We start from the raw sequence: 17,166 nt of genomic DNA on the forward strand, positions 1-17,166 counted from the left end.
TGAAGTTGGGCACACAGGAGGAGACATGCGGATGCAGGGGATGAAGCGAAGCAGCACGCTGGCGCTCACCGTGGGGGGCCTGCTGGCGTGGGGCTGTGATGGAACGCTGGAGCCGGTGGAGGAGCCGGGGCCCGCCGAGGTGGAAGAGGCGCGGTGTGGCACCGGGGACGCGGACGCGGCGGACCTGGCGCGCGTGGAGACGCGACTGGCGGCGCGCGAGGTGAGCGCGATGCGGCTGCCGGGCACGGTGCGCGTGCCCACGTACGTGCACGTCCTCCGGTCGGGGACGACCACGGCCCAGGGCAATGTGCCGGACTCGGTGGTGAGCGCACAGATTGCCGTGCTCAACGGGGCCTTCAGCGGCACGCCCTACTACTTCGACCACGTGGCCACCACGCGGACGACGAATGCCACCTGGTATGTGATGGCACCCGGCAGCACGGCGGAGCGGACGGCCAAGACGGCGCTTCGCCGGGGTGGCAAGGAGTCGCTCAACCTGTACCTCGCGAAGCCTGGAGGCGGGCTGCTCGGCTGGGCGACGTTCCCCTGGAGCCAGGCCTCCGACCCGGTGAATGACGGCGTGGTGATGCTGAACGCAACGCTGCCGACTGGCACGGCGTCGCCGTACAACGAAGGCGACAGCACCGTGCACGAGGTGGGGCACTGGCTGGGTCTGAATCACACGGTGCAGGGCTGCTCGGTGGACGACGGCGTGGCGGATACACCGAGGTCCAATGGCACCTCGGGCGCCTGCACGCCGGGACTGGACACGTGCCCGGCCGACCCCGGACTGGACCCCATCCACAACTACATGGGCTACACGGACGACGCCTGCATGTACGAGTTCACGCCCGGCCAGGGCGTGCGCATGGACAACATGGGGCTCATGTATCGCTGAGCCGGCGGGGGACGTGAAGGAAGTCCCGGGTGGACGGGCCTGCGTGGCCGCCCGCCCGGGAAGCGTCCACCTCCTGGCTCGCGCCGAAGGAAAGGCTCGCCTCGACGCGCGGCCCTCGTTAGGAGCGAGGCGCCGCACCGAGCCAGGGTCGCGGTACCGAAGGCGCACGAGCGAGGCCTCTCTGGCCAGGGCCCACCGGCCTCGGATTCCCGGCATGGACGATGTCGAGCATCGAGTACGACGTGGTGGTGGTGGGCGCGGGCTTCGGCGGGCTCGCCACGGCGCTGGAGTTGACGCGGCGGGGCGCTCGCGTGGCGCTGTGCGAGACGCTGAACTACCCCGGCGGCTGCGCCAGCACCTTCCGGCGGGAAGGCCATGCGTTCGAGGCCGGAGCCACGCTCTTCTCCGGCTTCGAGCCGCACCAACTCTTCGGCCGGTGGATTCGCGAGCACGGCATGGCCGTGACGGTGGACTGGTTGGATCCGGTGGTGGAATTGCGCACGCCGGAGCTGCGGCTGCCGGTGCATCGGGACAAGGCACGGTTCATCGAGTCGCTCTGCGCCCTGCCCGGTGCGCCCGTCTCGGGCATCCGCCGGCTGTTCGCGTTGCAGGGCCAGGTGGCCGAGGCACTGTGGCCGCTGTTCGATGACCCGGGCCTGCTGCCGCCGCTGGACGTGAAGGCGCTGCTGCGCCACTCGGGGCGCGCACTCCGGTACGCGACACTGCTGCGGTGGATGGGCCGGCCGCTGGGCGCGGTGCTGGAGACGCTGGGGCTCGCGGGCTTCACGCCGCTGCGCACGTACCTGGATGCGCTCTGTCAAATCACGGTGCAGTGCAGCGCGGCCGAGGCGGAGGCGCCCTTCGCCCTGGCGGCCATGGACTACTACTGGCGGGGCACGGGCCATGTGCGCGGCGGCATCGGCAAGCTGGCGGAGGCGATGGCGAAGGCGGTGGAGGCGCGCGGCGGCACGGTGCTGCTAGCCAACCGGGTGAAGTCCATCACCCGGGTGCCCGGAGGTTGGAGCGTGGCGTCGCGCAAGGGCGAGCTGCGGGCGCGGAACGTCGTGGCCAACCTGCTGCCGCGTGGTGTTCTCCGGTTGCTGGGCCTGCCGCCCGAGCAACTCCCCCGCCTGGGAGCCATGTCAGAGCGCATCAGCGAGGGCTGGGGCGCGGCGATGCTCTACCTGGTGGTGAAGGCGCCGGAGCACGAGCGCGGCAGCGCGCACCACCTGGAGTTGGTGCGGGACGCGAGCGCGCCGTTCATCGAGGGCAACCACCTGTTCATGTCCATCAGCGGAGCGGCGGACGAGGGCCGCGCGCCCGAGGGTCACCGCACGGTGACGGTGTCCACCCACGTGCCGCTGAAGACGCTGGCGGGCCTGTCGGCGCAGGAGCAGGGACGCTATCTGAGCGGCATCCAGGAGCACATGCTCGCGGGGCTGGAGCAACTGGCGCCCGAGTGGATGGCCGGACTCACGCACACGATGACGGCGTCACCGCGCACGTATCAGCGCTTCACGCAGCGCGAGGGCGGCGCGGTGGGCGGCGTGCCCCGACGCGCGGGGTTCGCGAACTACCGGAACCTGGGCCCCATGCAGGTCATGGACGGGCTGTGGCTCGTCGGGGACTCGGTGTTTCCCGGACAGAGCACGCTGGCCACGGCGGTGGGCGGCGTGCGCACCGCCGCGAGCATCGCCTCGCGAGGCTGAGCGGAAGGAACGTTCCTTCCGCGGGACGGACGCCCGCCCCGGGGAGCGTGGCCCGTCCTGACTCAGGCCCCTCGCGCCTCGACGGAGCCATCCAGCGTGGGCGGCTCGTTGCGCGCCGAGGACGCCAGCTCCGCGAGGATGCGCACCGCCTCGCGCGCCGCCGACTCGGGCCGCACGCTCGTATCGGAGATGCCGGCAATCAGTCGCGTGATGTCGTGGTCCACCCTGCCCTGCCGGCCCCACGCCCGCGCCGACGGCGCACTCAGGTACGCGGAGAAGGCATGGTGCCCGGAGCCCGGCCGCTCACCGATGACGTGCACCAGCGCCCGCGGCGCCGACTTCTCCGAGTCACCGAACAGCAGCTCCCCCACCTGGTAGCCCGCGCGCACGCGGCCGTACTTCACCACCAGGTGCTCGGGCGCCACGTGCCAGCCCGCCGCCGCCAGCTCGCGCCGCAGCTCGGCCAGGAACGGCTTCAGGTGCCCTTCATCCATCAGCGAGCGAGCATCCAGTCCATCCGAGATGACTATCTGCGCGTCCCACTGCCCGGCATGCCGCAGCCGCAGCATCCGCACCGCCAGCTCGGATGCCGAATCCAACCGCTCGCCCGAAGGCGGATGCAGGATGTAGTCGCGCCGGTCCTCCGAGCACGTCCGCAGGGGCACCGCGTCGACAAGCTGCGCCACCATCGCCTCGGACAGCTCCGACCAGAGGCCCGCCTTCGCGTCCTCGTACAGCGCGCGCAGCTCCCGCTCCAGCGACGGCTCCAGCTCGTACGTCAGCGCCCCGTGCCCCACCGCCAGCGGCACGCTGCGCTCACGCACCGCCGCCATCTCCCGCTTCGCTTCCGTGAGTACCTCCGCGTCCGGGCGCGAGTCCCCCTTGCGCCGCCGGTACTGGAGGTACACCCACGCCGGGTCACCGAAATGCTCCGTGGGGCGCCCCTGCGCGTCGATGACGCCGAGCTCCTGGAAGAAGGCCCACATCCGGTCATCCGCCTTGAGGCCGAACTTCTCCCGCAGCCGGACGTGGTCCTGGAACGCCGTCGTCAGGTAGCTGAGCATCGGGTCGTTCCGCGTGGGCAGCGCCATGAGGTAGCCGGGGCCCGCCGGGGCCACCTGCTCCAGGCACCAGCCCAGGTCATCCAGCGTCACGTCCATGTGCAGCGTGGAGCACACGTCCAGGCCAATCATCAGCCCGTGCAGCTTGCCCATGACGATGTCTTCCAGGCAGCAGCGCACGAGCTGCTCGCGGGTGCGGAACACCTCTGGCCCGATGAAGCCCGCCACGTCATTCACGTGCACCCACGGCTCCTGCGCCCGCCCCACCCCGAGCTGCGCCATCGCCACGCGCGCCTTCAGCGCCCGCGCGAAGCCGTACTTGCGCGACTCGTGGATGAGCATGTCGCAGCCGTGGTGGTGCCCGTTCGTCGCGTCCGCGCCCTGTCCCGTCTCGAAGTAGAGGCCGAACTTCCCGGTGCGACTCGCCGCGTGCCGCACCATCTTCTCGATGGTGACGTCGAAGGTGCGGTTGGCGGACTCGTTGCCCGCGAGGCTCTGGAACCAGATGCCGGTGGTGCCCGGCTGCCGTGCCTCCACCTGCGCCTGCACGTCGATGTGCGAGAGCACGCAGTGGGGCATCACCTCCGCCAGCCCGAAGGTGACGAGGATGTCGTGCAGCGCCGCCTCCACCGCCGCCACGGACGCGGGCACCGAGGACACCGGGTTGGTGCCCAGCACCACGTCGCCCACCGCGAAGGACCAGCCGTTGAAGACCTGCCAGCGGATGTCGTCCGGGTGGTCCGTGGGCGAGTTGGGCTGGAGGCGCGCCCCCAGGTAGCCCTTCGCGCCCAGCTTGCTGCCGGGCAGCGGGTGGTAGATGCGCGCGCCCACCGCCGTCAGCTCCGCGTCGCTCATCAGCTTCACGACACAGGCGATGACGTCACTGCCCAGCCCGCCGAGGATGGCGTGCACCTCCGCCTCGGGCGCGGTGAGCAGGAAGTGCTTCAGTTGCCCCAGCGTCCACTCGGAGAGGCGGGGCAGCAGCTCCCCGTCCAGTCCCTCCAGCATGAAGGCATGCAGCCGGTCCTCGAAGGGAGGATGCGAGTGGATGGCGCCCAGCTTCGTGCGCGACAGCAGCGCACGGGCATTCGCGCGGGACGTCTCGTCCGCGGCGGAGATGCCCAGGGCCGCGTCGCCCTCCTTGAACGCGTTGGCCGCGCCAAGAAGCTGCTGGTAGAGGCGCGAATCGAAGGAACCCAGAACCCGGTGGATGTAGCCGAAGACATCCTCGCCGGTGAGGACGTCGCGGAGGCTCACGCTCATGGCGCGGGACAATGTATCCGCCGGGCCAATCGGGAAGCCATCCACGTGTGTTGCTGTCACCTGAATGACGCCCGCCCGCTCCGTCACTCCTGGAGCAGGTTCGTTGCTGTCCCAAGCGCCCGGGTTACTCGTCGAGCAGCCCGGACCAGAAGCCCACCAGCCTCCACACGTCTCCCACCCCTGCCTGCCGGTCCACCTCCGCGTGGGAGATGAGGGGCGTGGCCAGGGCATGCACTTCGGTGTGGGGCCGCAGCGCCTTCGCGAGCAGCGAGGCCTCCATGGCGGGAATCACCGTGTCCCCTTCCCCGTGCAGCAGGTAGACGGGCGTGGACGGCGGCGGCGAGCGCTCGGGTGACAGGGCCGGGTCCGCGGCGAAGGCCTTCACGAACGGCAGGAGCAGCGGCCCCAGCGCCGCCACGTTCCGCGTGTTGACGTGCTTCATCAGCGTGGAGGCCGGCTCGGGCATTTCCGCCTGGAGCGTCCGCGCCCGGGCGAAGGTCTGCTCCGCCAGGGCCTTGTCGGTGAGCGTCAGGTGCGAGGCGCGCAGGAAGGTACGGATGCCCGTGCGCAGCGGCTCCACCTGCTCGGGCGGCACCAGCCGGTCCGCCACGTTGAGCAGGATGACCACCACGCCGTAGTCGTGCGGCGCCAGCTTGCTGCCGTCCGGGAGCACACCGGTACACAGGAAGGCCAGCACGCGCGAGAGGTCCCCGTGCCCGCCGAACGAGAGCGTCGCGGCCACCTTCCCCTTCAACGCCGGCCGCCCCGAGGCCACCACGGACAGCCCGCCGGAGAAGCTGATGCCGAACAGGTCCACCTTGCCGTCCGGCGCCAGGTCCTTCTGGGACGCGGCCCACGCGGCGGCGTCCTCGATGATGTCCGGCAGGCGCGGGGTGATTTCGTAGCGCAGCAGGTCCGGGGGCTCGGGGGTGAGCACCGCCTGCCCGCCCGTGGCCAGGTCTCCTGCCAGCTTCACCAGGCGCGGCTCGTCGATGCCATCCGCGTGGACGCCCGAGGTGAGCACCACCGTGCGCTCCACCCGACCCTCCAGGGGACGGTACAGCCGGGCGCGCACCGGGCCGTGGCGCGTGGGCACGCGTAGGTCGCTCACGTCGAAGGGCACCGTGCGCCAGCGCGCGAGCGCCTCGGCCGCAGCGCCCTGCATCCCCGCGGCGCGCAGCACGAAGGACAGTCCGCGCAGCCGGTCCGGCCCCGCCCACAGCGCCAGGGCCAGCAGCGCCGCCAGCGACGCGGCCAGCACCCTGCGGCCGGGGCGATTCACTGGAGCAGGTGCTCGACGAACGTGCACAGGCCCTCGCGCTCGAAGGGCTTCTCCAGCAGCCCGCGGGAGTGGCGGCCCACGAACTCGCGGGCCTGCGGAGTGAAGGCGCCGCCCGTCATCAGCCCGGTGCGCAGCACCAGGTCCGGCGCCATCCGCTCCAGCTCCACCACGAAGTCCATTCCGCTCATGCCCGGCATCATCAAGTCACAGAGGATGGCATCGAACCGCTCGCCTTCCGAGAGCAACTGGAGCGCCTCGCGCGCGCCCTGCACGGCGCGGACCTCGTACACGTCGCGCACCAACCGGCTCACCGAGCTGCCCACGGAGGGCTCGTCGTCGATGAGCAGCAGTCGCCGGCGGGGCATCACCGGGCGCGGCGCTCGCGGCCTCACGCTCGTGCTCGCGACCGGGGCCGCCGCGTCCGAGACGGTGGCGGGCAGCACCACGCGGAAGGAGCTGCCCCGGCCCGGCGTGCTGGAGACGTCGATGCGCCCGCCCATGGCCTGCACGAGGGTGAGGCAGATGGACAGGCCCAGCCCGGTGCCCTCGCCCACGGCCTTGGTGGTGAAGAAGGGGTCGAAGATGCGGCGCTGCACCTCCGGCGGCATGCCGTGCCCGTTGTCCGCCACCTCCAGCTCCACCTGGCCGGGGCGGCCGGCGCGCAGGGACACGCGCACCTCGTTCTCGTCCGCGGGCCGCTCCGGCAGCGCCTGCAGCGCATTCACCAGCAGGTTGACGACGACCTGGCTCAGCCGCACGTCGTTGCCATGGACGCGCGGCACGGGCTGCAGCGTGCACACCAGCCGGGCGCGGTGCGACAGCTCGTTGCGCACCAGCCGGAGCGCGCCGTCCACCACGCGCGACACGTCCACGGGCGAGAGGCGGTCCTCGTCCGCGCGAGCGAAGGTGCGCAGGTCGCGGACGATGGCGCCCACCCTCGCCGCGCCCACCTCCGCCTCCTCCACCACCTCGCGCAGCTCCGGGAGCGCTTCCGGGGACAGCGCGGCCTGGGCCAGGCGCTCCTTCAGGAAGGAGAGGTTGGAGCAGACGAAGGCCAGCGGGTTGTTGATTTCGTGCGCGACGCCCGCGGCCAGCGTGCCCACGGAGGCCATGCGCTCGGCGACCATGAGCTGCGACTCCAGCCGCTTGCGGTCCGTGACGTCTCGGATGACGGCGACGAGGAAGCCCTCGCCGTCCGTGCCGGTGAAGGCGGCCTTCTTCGTCACGAGGGTGTGCGTGCGGCCCTCGCGGTCGGTGAAGGCCTCCTCGTTCTCGTCGGTGCGGCCGGAGCGGAAGACCTGCTCGTCCTTGCGCCAGAAGACGTCCGCCTCGTGCGCGGGGACGAAGTCATAGTCCGAGCGGCCCAGCAGCTCCTCCGCGCTGTGGCCCATGAACTGGCAGAACGCGTTGTTGACGGCCACCCACCGGTGCTGCCGGTCCTTGACGAAGAGCGGGTCCGGCACGCCGTCGAGCGCGCTGCGCAGGAAGTCCGCGGCGCGGCGCGTGGACTGGATTTCGACGTTCGCCCGCTCCGCCTGCATGCGGCGCTGCAGCGACACCAGCCGTGCGCCCCAGTGCGTGCCCGGCGGGGCCACACACTCGTCGGCTCCGGCCCGGGCCAGCGCCTCGGACTCCGCGGGAGCCCGGGGCGTCAGCACCACGAACTGCGTGCGTGAGGCCACGCGGGACTCATCCAACCGCTGACACCAGGCGGCAACCTCTTCCAGCGGGCCGCCGTCGTCCCAGGCCACCAGCAGCCCTTCCGTCATGGAACCGGGGGCCGGGGCCTCGGACACGCGCAGCACGTGGCAGGCGCGGCCCACGTCGGACTCGCGCAGCCCTCGCTCGATTTCCTCCGCCACCGCGGAGGGCACCGCTACCAGCGTCGCGTGCAATCCTGTCGCTCCCCGGCCCCGAACAGGGCCTGTGTCCGGTATGCAAGTTCCGGGGCCACCCGCTGATTGCAGCGCTCCGGGAAAAAACAATCAACGTCGCCGGGACACCGCCACTCCCTTGCCCCCTGGACGGGTGGCCCCACGGACCCTCCGGGTCGCCGTTGCCACCACGCGAGGGCCCACGCCGCAGGCAGGCAGGAGGGCACAGCGGGCGCAGTTCTCCGGCACCGGCTGGGCGGGACACGCGCCGCTCATGCCGTAGTGGCACAGGGCGAAGTCGTAGCGGACGGGGTCCTCGGCATCGAGGGCGCGCAGGGACGCGGTGACTTCCTCCGCGGTGCGCCACGTGAGGTCCTTGCGCCGGGTAAGGCCCAGGTGCTGGGAGATGCGGCCGATGTGGGTGTCCAGCGGGATGAGGAGCGTGGCGGGCGGCACGCGCTTCCAGATGCCGAAGTCCACCGCGTCCGGGCCGCGCACCATCCACCGGAGGAAGAGGTTGAGCCGCTTGGCGGCGCCCGCGCCCAGGGGCGAGGGCAGCAGGTGGTGCAGGCCGCGCTCCGGCCCCAGGGCGGCGCGCAGGCCCTCCATGGGGACCTGGCGCAGGCCGGTGGTGAAGGCGTCGAGCGCGCCGTGCAGCGTGCCGCGCGCTTCGAGGCCCTGGACGAAGAGGGCCTCCAGGCTGCCGTGCTCGCGCAGCACGCGGCCCATGCCGAGCAGCAGCACGGCGACGTCGGTGCCCACGTTGAAGCGGTAGACGAAGCCGGCGAGCAGCGCCTTCGCGCCGGGGACGTCGAGCGCGCGGACGAAGGCGGCTGGAGAAGACCCCATGCGCTGGAGGAGCGCGTCCACCTTGGGGCGGAACAGGTCCGCGCGTCCGTAGGCGAGCGCCGCGGCGAGCAGCGCGCTGACCTCGATGTCTCGCGGGTCGGTGTAGCGGTGGGGGAACTCCACCGGGTCGAAGCCGATGCGGGCGCGCGCATCCGTGGAGGCCAGGAAGGCTTCCAGCCTCGGGCGCAGGTGCTCGGCCGCCCGGGCGCTCAGCCCGCTACCGCTGCTCGTGCGCTTCGATGCGCGCGATGTCACGTCGGAGACTCCCAAATGCCACTGGAACGGCGGCCGGAGGGCCGGGCTTCCCGACTCTCGCCGGTGACTGGAACGAGGGCAATGCGGTGGTGCTCGCCGCGACCATCGAAAAGGCGGCCCGGCGAACTCGGGCGCGCCTCGGTCTATTCCTGTTTTTCATATATAACAGGTTTTGACACCAAGAGAGGGAGGTCGCCGCATGAAGGCGCGCTGGTCGTGGGTGTTGCTGCTCTCGCTCCTGATCGGCTGCGGAGGGACGACGCGCGTCGTGCGACTGAATCCTGATGGCGGCGAGCCCATCATCCGTCCCCTACCCTCCCGTTCCACGCCCGTGGAAGTCACAGCGGATGCGTTGAGCCAGGCCCTCGCAATGCTGGTGCTGGACGTGCCGCTCTCGGTGCGGCCAGCGCAGACAGGCCGGCTGTTGCTAGCCTCTACCTCCGAGGAGTGGGGACATGTCGACCACGGACTCCAGTCCTCGCTCCGAAAGGACTACGGCCGCTGGTGCGAGCAACACGAGGCTCGGGGCGACTGCCTGTCCCTGAACGGGGGCTGACCATGAGCCCCCCTCGCTCCCGGGCGCGTCCGGGCGACATCCGCGAGGTGAACACGCCTCGCGGCCTGGCGTATCTGCAATACACGGCAAAGCACCCGGACTTTGGCGATACGGTGCGGGTCCTGCTCGGGTTCCACGCCACACGTCCCCAGGAGTGGACCGCAACGCACGAGCAGGTCGAGTACTTCGCGTTCTATCCCGTGGGGGCCGCCCTCCGGCAGGGCCTGGTGGAGGTCGTCGGCAGCCGTGCCATTCCTCACGGACTCGAGCTGCCTGCGGCCTTGCGCCGTCCTGGAGCACGAAGCCAGGACGGAAGAGTCCTCGCCTGGATGGTGTGGAACGGAGAGGAAGAAGTCCTCAAGGCCGAGCTCTCCCCTGCCGAACGGCAGCTCCCCATCGGGGCCATCTGGAACCACGAGATGCTGGTCCTTCGCCTCAAGACGCAGTGGCATCCCGAGCAGGAGACGTGAGGCGCCATGATTGAAGAGGAGCTCGCATTACAGGAGGTTCTCCGGGCCACGGCCTCACCGGACGCTCCTCACTGCTTCCAGCACTACCTCTACTTCGCATCCAGCGACGTCGGCGAGGCTGTCGCGGCGCAGCTACGAGAACGGGGCTTCACGGTCGAAAGTCGACCCGGAGCGGACGGCGTGCACTGGCTCGTCCTCGCCTCGCACTTCATCCGGCCGGAGCGAGAAGCAGTGGAGGCCGCACGCATGTCACTGGAGCAGCTCGCGCGCGAGCACGCTGGAGAGTACGACGGCTGGGAAGCCTCTCTGGCGACGGCTTCCCGTCCCTCTTGATACGGGCCCCCCTCCCTCCCCGCGGGAGGAAGGGGGAGCCGGCTACAGACTACTGGACCGCGAAGATGAGGTCGTCGTGGTCGTTGTAGGACCCCGAGACGCACGAGGACACGCTTCCGTTGTAGCGGAAGACCGCGCGCACCGCCTGCACGGTGCCCGAGGGCAGCGTGTAGTTCGCCGACAGCGTCTGCACGCCGTTCGCCGTCGGGGTGATGGTCGTGATGTACGTCCACGACGGGCTGGCCGCGTTACCCGTGTAGTACAGGTCCAGCTTGTCCGCCGTGGTGGAGTAGACGTAGACGTTCGCCTCGATCCTCACCGTCTTGCCCGCGGCGAACGTCGTCCCGTCCGTCGTGGACACCTTGAGGCGGTCATTGGACTCGTCCGAGTGGTACGTGCCGGACAGGCCGTCCGCGCACGAGCTGTTGATGGTGTTGGGCATGTTGACTTCGGGCCCCATGCCGCCACGGCCGTTGAGCAGCGTGCCGGAGTCGCACGAGGCCAACGCGGAGAAGCACCGGGGCGCCTTCAGCGTCGTGTCATAGGCCGCGCCGGTCGAGGTGTTGCTCACCGTCACCGTCACGGCGGAGCTCGTCGTGGCGTTGCCGAACGCGTCGGTCGCCTTCGCCGCGATGCTGTGGCTGCCATTGGCCGTGGCGGCGCTGTTCCACGCGTAGCTGTACGGCGACGCCGTCGCCGTGCCCACCACCACCCCGTCCACCAGGAACTCCACCTTGCTGATGCCGGAAGCGTCCGAGGCCGTCGCCGACAGCGTCGCCGTGCCCGTCACCGTGGCACCCGCCGAGGGGGCCGTGAGGGCCACCGTCGGAGGCGTGGTGTCAGACACCGTCAGCGTGCCCTTGGCCAGCTCGGCCACGTACACGGAAGCAACCTTCGCGAACTTGAGCGCGTGCGTCGCCATGCCGGCGCTGCGCGCCAGCGTGTCGTTCACCGTGTGGATGTACGGGTTGTACTGGCTCATCAGCGCCTCGAACGGAATCGAGGCCGCGAAGCCCGCGTTCGTCCACGAGGCGTGGTCCGAGCACGCGTAGCCGCACGAGGACGTCGTCTTCGTGAGGGTGGGCAGGTACGTCGTCATCAGGCCGGTGATGAACGTGTTCTGCGCGGCGTTCGTGTAGTCCGTCATCAGGACCACGTCCCAGCTCGAGCCCTGGTAGTTCGTCATGTCCAGCTGCATCACGCCGATGACGTTGGCGGCGGCGGCCTTGTGCGCATTGGCGATTTCCTTGGAGCCCACCAGGCCCACTTCCTCCGCGGCGTAGGCCATGAACTTCACCGTCTTCGCCGGGCGGTAGCCCTGGAGCATCATCACGCGGATGACCTCGGTGAGGGTCGCGACGCCGGACGCGTCATCGTCCGCGCCCGGAGCGTTGCTCGTCGGGGAGCTGGTGGAGTCCAGGTGCGCGCCCAGGACGACGATTTCAGACGGCTGCGCCGTGCCGGTAATCGTCATGACGACGGACTTCATCACCGTGCCGGTATGGGACTGGAGCGCGACCGTCACATCGCTGCGGCCGGCCGCGTACGTCTCCCACTGCGTCTTCAGCCAGGTGCCCGCCGTGTTGGCCGTCGTCGACGTGTGGTAGCGCGTCGCGTAGCCCGACAAGGTGGTGATGGTGCTCCGGATGTTGGCCTCCGTCACCGCGTTGGCCAGTCCGTTGGCCACGGTGGGGTTGTCCGTCGTGTACGTCACCGCGAGCGACGTCATGCCCTTCACCGACTCTCCGCCAGCCAGCGCCGCCAGCGCCTCCGACTCCGACTCGTGGGCGATGAAGCCGCCACAGCGGTGGGCCTTCTCGTGCATCATCCGGGAGATGGTGTTGAGCTGGGACTCGCGCACGCGGAGCGCGGTGACCTCACCCTTCTGGCCCGCCAGCGTCGGCGCCGCGAGGCCCTCGCCGGCGAGTACCGCATTCACATGCTCCAGAGCATCCGTGCCAATGGTGATGTACACGTCGCGATCCGGAGCCTTCGCGACGGGGGCGCTTGCCACTGGGGCCTTGGCAAACGCCGAGACACAACCGAGCACCAGGACGACTGAAGCCAGGCGCTTCACGTTCATACGATTCTCCACTGCTGAGCGGGGGACGGCTGCTGCGAGACCTGAAGGAGTAGCCTTCTCTGCCTTCACAGTGAGTGTGACATTTCCCGCGATAACTGGGAATCACTGTCGGTCGTGAAACAACCGTGAGCCACGGCGAGCCGTCTCGGACCCTGCCCGGGAGAGCGATTTGAACGTCGTCAACGCGTCAGTTCACGCACCGCGTGACCGAGCTCGGGGAGGATGAGCGCGTCCAGCGCCAGCCGCACCGCCTGGGGCGAGCCCGGCAGGGCGAAGAGAATCATCCCCTGGTACGTGCCCGCGGTGGCCCGCGACATCATCGCCGCGCTGCCAATCTGCCGGTACGACAGCATCCGGAAGATTTCCCCGAAGCCCGGCAGCTCCTTCTCGAACAGGGCCCGGAGCGTCTCCACCGTGGTGTCGCGCCGGCCAATGCCCGTGCCGCCGTTGAACAGCACCGCCCGCGCGCCCGCCGCCCGCGCCTGCTCCAGCGCGCCGCGGATGGCCTCCGGGTCGTCCTTCACCACCACGGCGCCGGCGACCTGGTGCCCCGCCGCCTCCAGCGCCTCGCGCAGCACACGCCCGCTCTCGTCCCGCGCCGCGTCCCGGGTGTCCGAGCACGTCACCACGAAGGCGCTCACGTGCACCGGCGCCCGGGACTTGTGCTCCGCCGCCACGCCCGGCGCCGCGTGGTCATGGCCGTGCGGGTGATGGTGGTGGTGCTCGTGCCCGTGCTCGTGGTGCGGATGCCCCGGCCCGTGCTCGTGGTCATGCCCGTGCTCGTGGTCATGCCCGTGCGAGTGGGAGTGGCCGTGGGAATGGCCGTGACCGTGGTCATGGTCGTGATCGTGCCCGTCGTGTGCCATGGGGGATGCTCCGGTGCGCGCGTGGCGCTTCAGGTGTTGTCGGGCAGCTCGACGACGAGCGCGCCGTCCTGGACCTCGACCTTGACTGTCGGTTGGTCGTCACAGACGCCGGGGGACGTCTCGTTGCGGCCGCTGTCCATGTCGAAGCCGACCTCATGGCACGGACAGACGACCATGTTCTCTTCGATGCGACCGCCCGACAGCAGACAGCCCGCGTGGTTGCACCAGTCGTCGAGGCCCTTGTAGCGGCCATGAATCTTCGCGATACACACGTTGCGCTTGCCGACTTCGTAACCGCGCATTTCCCGCTCGGCGAAATCCGCCGGGCCCAGCTTGATCTTCGTCATCGCGGTCTGTTTTCCCACAATGCGGTGCGCCCTGCACCCCTGTTCCCCGGGCATTACCTTCCCCCCGTGACTCCAGACGTCATCACGCAGACCGTCGACAAGGCGGCAGTCGCCCAGGTCCTCCGGGACATCGGCCAGCTGCTCCAACTCCAGGGGGAGAGCGGCTTCCGTGTCCGCGCCTACGACATGGGCGCGGACCGCATCGCCGGGCTGCCGCAGGAGCTGGGCCCCCTCGTGGCCGAGGGCCGGCTGGAGAGCCTCCCGGGAATCGGCCCCGCGCTCGCCGAGAAGATCACCGAGCTGGTGACCACCGGTCGGATGCGCTACTTCGAGGAGCTCAAGGCGAAGTTCCCGCCCGGCCTGCTGGAGATGCTGAAGCTGCCGGACATCGGCCCGAAGAAGGTGGCCGTCCTCTGGCGCGAGCTGGACGTGGGCAGCATCGAGGACCTGGAGCGCGCCTGCCGCGAGGGCCGCGTGCGCCAGCTCAAAGGCTTCGGCGAGAAGAGCGAGGCGAAGATTCTCGAAGGCATCGCCGTGTTCCGGCGCGCCCGCGGCGAGCGCAAGCTGCTGGGTGACGCGCTGCCCGTGGCGGAGGCGCTGCTGGAGCAGGTGAAGGCGATTCCGGGGGTCGTGCGCGCCAGCCTCGGCGGCAGCGTGCGCCGCCGCGCGGAGACGGTGGCGGACGTGGACATCATCGCCTCCGCGGCGGACCCCGGCCCCGTGCTGGACGCGCTGGCCAACGCCCCGGGCGTGGCGACGGTGCTGGGCAAGGGCGGCAGCAAGTGCTCCGTGCGGATGACGGCGGGCGACCTGCAGGTGGACCTGCGCGTGCTGCCGGACGAGGACTACGCCACCGCGCTCCACCACTTCACGGGCTCCAAGGCCCACCACATCCGCCTGCGCAACCTGGGCCACGAGCGGGGCCTCAAGATTTCCGAGTGGGGCGTGCACCGCGAGGACGGGACGAAGGTGACCGTCACGGACGAGGCCGCGCTCTACGCGCTGCTGGACATGCAGTACGTGCCGCCGGAGTTGCGCGAGGACAACGGCGAGGTGGAGGCCGCGCGCGCGGGGAAGCTGCCGCAGGACCTGGTCACATTGGAGGACGTGCAGGGCGCCGTCCATGCGCACAGCACCTGGTCCGACGGGCGCAACTCGCTGGAGGAGATGGCGCTCGCCGCGAAGGCGCTGGGCCTGAAGTACCTCACCGTCACCGAGCACAGCCAGGCGGCCATCTACGCCGGCGGCATGAAGGTGGAGGACCTGAAGCGGCAGTGGGACGAAATCGACCGCATCAACGCGGCGGTGCCCGGGGTGCGCCTGCTCAAGGGCATCGAGGTGGACATCCTGGAGGACGGCACGCTCGACTATCCCGACAGCGTGCTGGAGCAGCTCGAGCTGGTCATCGGCTCCATCCACGTGCGGCACGGCATGGACGAGGACCAGATGACGCGCCGGCTGCTCACCGCGCTGGACAACCCGTGCCTGCACATCCTCGGGCACCCCACCGGCCGTCTCATCCAGAACCGCGAGGCCTACCCCGTTCGCATGGAAGCCATCCTGGAGCGGGCCGCCGAGCGGGGCGTGGCGGTAGAGGTCAACGGCAAGCCGGCGCGGCTGGACATCAAGGCCGAGTACGTCCGCCAGGCCGTCCAGCTCGGCGTGAGGCTGGTGGTGAGCTGCGACGCGCACCGGCAGGAGGACCTGCGCAACCTGGCCTTCGCCGTGGCCACCGCGCGCCGGGGCTGGGCGCGCAAGACGGATGTGTTGAACACGCTGCCAGCGGACCGCTTCATCGCCGCGCTGCGCGCCCGCCGGTGATAGGCTGCGGCGCGCGCCGATGTCCCGCCTTCCGCCGCTGCTCCTGCTCTGCTGTCTTGTCGCCCTCCCCTCCTTCGCGGGAGAGGTCCGTCCCTCGCGCGCGGACCTGCAGCGGGTGATGGAATTGCACGCGCGCTCGGTGGTGCGGGTGCGCGGGCCGAAGCAGAGCGGCCCCGGCGTCTTCGTGGGCGCTGGCGGGCAGGTGCTCACCTCGGTGGAGCCGGTGGGCGAGGCGTTCGTCGGGCTGAATGCCGCCACGGTGGAGCACGACGGCAAGGCGCTGCCCGCGAAGGTGGTGCTGGCCAACGCGGCCCTCAAGGTGGCGGTGGTGGCCGCGCCGGACGGCACCTACCCCGCCGTGCCGGTGAAGCTGCTGAGGGACGGCGACAGCCTCGATGGGAAGTGGGTGGTGGGCGTGCTTCCCGCGACGAAGGGACAGCCCGCGCGGCCCGTGGCGGCACAGGCCAGCGGCAACGCGCCGGAGCCCTTCTACGACGTGCCCCTGGCCCTGCCTCCGGGCAGCCCCGTGTTCGACGGGGACGGGCGACTGGTGGCGGTGGTGGTGCAGCGGTACCGGCGCGGCTGCCGGGTGCTGCCGCTGGGCGAGGTGAAGGTCCAGCTCGCGTCGGCGGACGCGCCATGAGTCAGGCCACGGTGACGCCCTGGCGTCCGAACGCGGTGCAGGAGGTGCTGGGCCTGTGGGCGGTGGGCTTCCTGGGCATCATCGCCGCCTTCCTCCTCTTCGGCGGTACCAGCGTCCCCAAGCTGGTGGCCACCGTGGGCTTCCTCTACCTGCCGCTCATCCCCATGCGCTGGCGGGACGAGGACTACCGCGACTACGGGCTGACGCTGCGCGCGTGGCGCGAGGACGTGCGCCTGTTCCTCGTGCTGTCCGCCATCATCGGGCCGCTGTTCTTCCTCGCCTTCGCCGGCTTCGCGGAGGTGCTGCCCCACCTGCCGCGGTCGCTCGCGCGGTTCCTCACGCCCATGGCGGGCGAGGCCCACTTCCGCTTCCGGCTGCCCCCGCGCTTCGGCGAGTGGGTGGTGGACCAGCTCTTCGTCGTCGCGCTGCCGGAGGAGTTCTTCTACCGGGGCTACGTCCAGGCGCGGCTGAGGGATGCGTGGCCCGAGGGACGGCTCGTGCTGGGCGGCAGGCTGGGCAAGGCCTTCTGGGTGACGGCGGTGCTCTTCGCCCTGGGCCACCTGGCCATCTTCCAGGCGTGGCGCCTGTCCGTGTTCTTCCCCGCGCTCCTCTTCGGGTGGATGCGCGAGCGCACCGGCACCATCATGGGCGCCGCCCTCTTCCACGCAGCGTGCAACCTCTACGTGCGCGTGCTGGAAGTGTCCTTCTTCGGAGGGCCGTGAGACGCGCACTGCGCGTACGCCCTCCGTGAAGGCCGCCTCGTCCCCGTCACAGCCCCCGCCGGTGCGCTCTACAGGGGGCGGAGTCCCTCATGACACCGGCCTCCAGTTCCCCGACTTGCAGGGTTGTATCAAAC

The 17,166-nt window shown here is 70.6% G+C and carries 15 protein-coding genes; 8 read left to right on the forward strand and 7 right to left on the reverse strand.

Translation table 11 applies throughout. The features are described from left to right. Window positions 1-40 precede the first annotated feature (40 nt). Complete coding sequence (locus OV427_RS04790) at window positions 41-898, forward strand: zinc metalloprotease (protein WP_267854928.1); 858 nt, start codon at window positions 41-43, stop codon at window positions 896-898. 221 nt (window positions 899-1,119) lie between these two features. Then, window positions 1,120-2,607 (forward strand): phytoene desaturase family protein, encoded by a 1,488-nt coding sequence (locus tag OV427_RS04795; protein ID WP_267854929.1) that lies wholly within the window; start codon window positions 1,120-1,122, stop codon window positions 2,605-2,607. A 62-nt stretch (window positions 2,608-2,669) separates the two neighbouring features. On the opposite strand, the gene eutB is transcribed toward OV427_RS04795, so the two are convergent. The 4 genes from eutB to OV427_RS04815 form a co-directional block, all read right to left on the reverse strand. Continuing rightward, on the reverse strand, window positions 2,670-4,931 hold the full coding sequence (gene eutB / locus OV427_RS04800) for an ethanolamine ammonia-lyase subunit EutB (protein WP_267854930.1): 2,262 nt from the start codon (window positions 4,929-4,931) through the stop codon (window positions 2,670-2,672). 124 nt (window positions 4,932-5,055) lie between these two features. Further along, window positions 5,056-6,213, reverse strand: a complete 1,158-nt coding sequence (locus OV427_RS04805) for a hypothetical protein (RefSeq protein WP_267854931.1) — start codon at window positions 6,211-6,213, stop codon at window positions 5,056-5,058. After that, a complete protein-coding gene (locus OV427_RS04810) occupies window positions 6,210-8,108 on the reverse strand; it encodes a hybrid sensor histidine kinase/response regulator (RefSeq protein WP_267854932.1) in 1,899 nt (632 codons plus the stop codon). The genes OV427_RS04805 and OV427_RS04810 overlap by 4 nt, the downstream gene beginning before the upstream one ends. A 90-nt stretch (window positions 8,109-8,198) precedes the next feature. Next, window positions 8,199-9,125 (reverse strand): TIGR02757 family protein, encoded by a 927-nt coding sequence (locus tag OV427_RS04815; protein WP_420718348.1) that lies wholly within the window; start codon window positions 9,123-9,125, stop codon window positions 8,199-8,201. Between the two features lie 265 nt (window positions 9,126-9,390). Between OV427_RS04815 and OV427_RS04820 the strand changes: the two genes are divergently transcribed. From OV427_RS04820 to OV427_RS04830, 3 genes are read left to right on the forward strand one after another with little or no spacing between them, the layout of a single operon-like run. Next, the gene (locus OV427_RS04820) at window positions 9,391-9,747 is read left to right on the forward strand and encodes a hypothetical protein (RefSeq protein WP_267854934.1); all 357 of its coding nucleotides are present in this window, start codon (window positions 9,391-9,393) and stop codon (window positions 9,745-9,747) included. 2 nt (window positions 9,748-9,749) lie between these two features. Beyond that, window positions 9,750-10,217, forward strand: a complete 468-nt coding sequence (locus tag OV427_RS04825; protein ID WP_267854935.1) for a hypothetical protein — start codon at window positions 9,750-9,752, stop codon at window positions 10,215-10,217. Between the two features lie 6 nt (window positions 10,218-10,223). Then, window positions 10,224-10,550, forward strand: coding sequence for a ribonuclease E inhibitor RraB (locus OV427_RS04830; protein ID WP_267854936.1), 327 nt, complete (start codon window positions 10,224-10,226; stop codon window positions 10,548-10,550). A gap of 49 nt (window positions 10,551-10,599) precedes the next feature. Here the strand turns inward: OV427_RS04830 and OV427_RS04835 are convergent, their stop codons facing one another. From OV427_RS04835 to OV427_RS04845, 3 genes are all read right to left on the reverse strand, one after another. Continuing rightward, window positions 10,600-12,633, reverse strand: a complete 2,034-nt coding sequence (locus tag OV427_RS04835) for a M20/M25/M40 family metallo-hydrolase (protein WP_267854937.1) — start codon at window positions 12,631-12,633, stop codon at window positions 10,600-10,602. A gap of 179 nt (window positions 12,634-12,812) precedes the next feature. Continuing rightward, a complete protein-coding gene (locus OV427_RS04840) occupies window positions 12,813-13,280 on the reverse strand; it encodes a MogA/MoaB family molybdenum cofactor biosynthesis protein (protein ID WP_267863361.1) in 468 nt (155 codons plus the stop codon). Window positions 13,281-13,528: 248 nt separating this feature from the next. Next, entirely contained in the window at window positions 13,529-13,846 is a 318-nt protein-coding gene (locus OV427_RS04845) for a Rieske (2Fe-2S) protein (protein ID WP_267854938.1), read from the reverse strand. 66 nt (window positions 13,847-13,912) lie between these two features. On the opposite strand from OV427_RS04845, the gene polX reads away from it, so the two are divergent. Genes polX through mrtX form a run of 3 tightly spaced genes read left to right on the forward strand, consistent with a single transcriptional unit; the run spans window position 13,913 to window position 17,032 of the window. Continuing rightward, window positions 13,913-15,667 (forward strand): DNA polymerase/3'-5' exonuclease PolX, encoded by a 1,755-nt coding sequence (polX, locus tag OV427_RS04850; RefSeq protein ID WP_267854939.1) that lies wholly within the window; start codon window positions 13,913-13,915, stop codon window positions 15,665-15,667. A gap of 19 nt (window positions 15,668-15,686) precedes the next feature. Next, complete coding sequence (locus tag OV427_RS04855; RefSeq protein WP_267854940.1) at window positions 15,687-16,310, forward strand: trypsin-like peptidase domain-containing protein; 624 nt, start codon at window positions 15,687-15,689, stop codon at window positions 16,308-16,310. Further along, on the forward strand, window positions 16,307-17,032 hold the full coding sequence (gene mrtX / locus OV427_RS04860) for a myxosortase MrtX (RefSeq protein WP_267854941.1): 726 nt from the start codon (window positions 16,307-16,309) through the stop codon (window positions 17,030-17,032). The genes OV427_RS04855 and mrtX overlap by 4 nt, the downstream gene beginning before the upstream one ends. The last annotated feature ends 134 nt before the right edge of the window (window positions 17,033-17,166 follow it).

The sequence above is a fragment of the Pyxidicoccus sp. MSG2 genome (assembly GCF_026626705.1).
In the GTDB taxonomy this organism is placed as follows: Bacteria; Myxococcota; Myxococcia; order Myxococcales; family Myxococcaceae; genus Myxococcus.

Bases quoted from the DNA above. Each gene is read 5' to 3' on its own strand.
- OV427_RS04790 (WP_267854928.1), top strand. From the start codon at position 41: ATGAAGCGAAGCAGCACGCTGGCGCTCACCGTGGGGGGCCTGCTGGCG.
- OV427_RS04795 (WP_267854929.1), top strand. From the start codon at position 1,120: ATGTCGAGCATCGAGTACGACGTGGTGGTGGTGGGCGCGGGCTTCGGC.
- eutB (WP_267854930.1), bottom strand. From the start codon at position 4,931: ATGAGCGTGAGCCTCCGCGACGTCCTCACCGGCGAGGATGTCTTCGGC.
- OV427_RS04820 (WP_267854934.1), top strand. From the start codon at position 9,391: ATGAAGGCGCGCTGGTCGTGGGTGTTGCTGCTCTCGCTCCTGATCGGC.
- OV427_RS04825 (WP_267854935.1), top strand. From the start codon at position 9,750: ATGAGCCCCCCTCGCTCCCGGGCGCGTCCGGGCGACATCCGCGAGGTG.
- OV427_RS04830 (WP_267854936.1), top strand. From the start codon at position 10,224: ATGATTGAAGAGGAGCTCGCATTACAGGAGGTTCTCCGGGCCACGGCC.
- OV427_RS04835 (WP_267854937.1), bottom strand. From the start codon at position 12,633: ATGAACGTGAAGCGCCTGGCTTCAGTCGTCCTGGTGCTCGGTTGTGTC.
- OV427_RS04845 (WP_267854938.1), bottom strand. From the start codon at position 13,846: ATGACGAAGATCAAGCTGGGCCCGGCGGATTTCGCCGAGCGGGAAATG.
- OV427_RS04855 (WP_267854940.1), top strand. From the start codon at position 15,687: ATGTCCCGCCTTCCGCCGCTGCTCCTGCTCTGCTGTCTTGTCGCCCTC.
- mrtX (WP_267854941.1), top strand. From the start codon at position 16,307: ATGAGTCAGGCCACGGTGACGCCCTGGCGTCCGAACGCGGTGCAGGAG.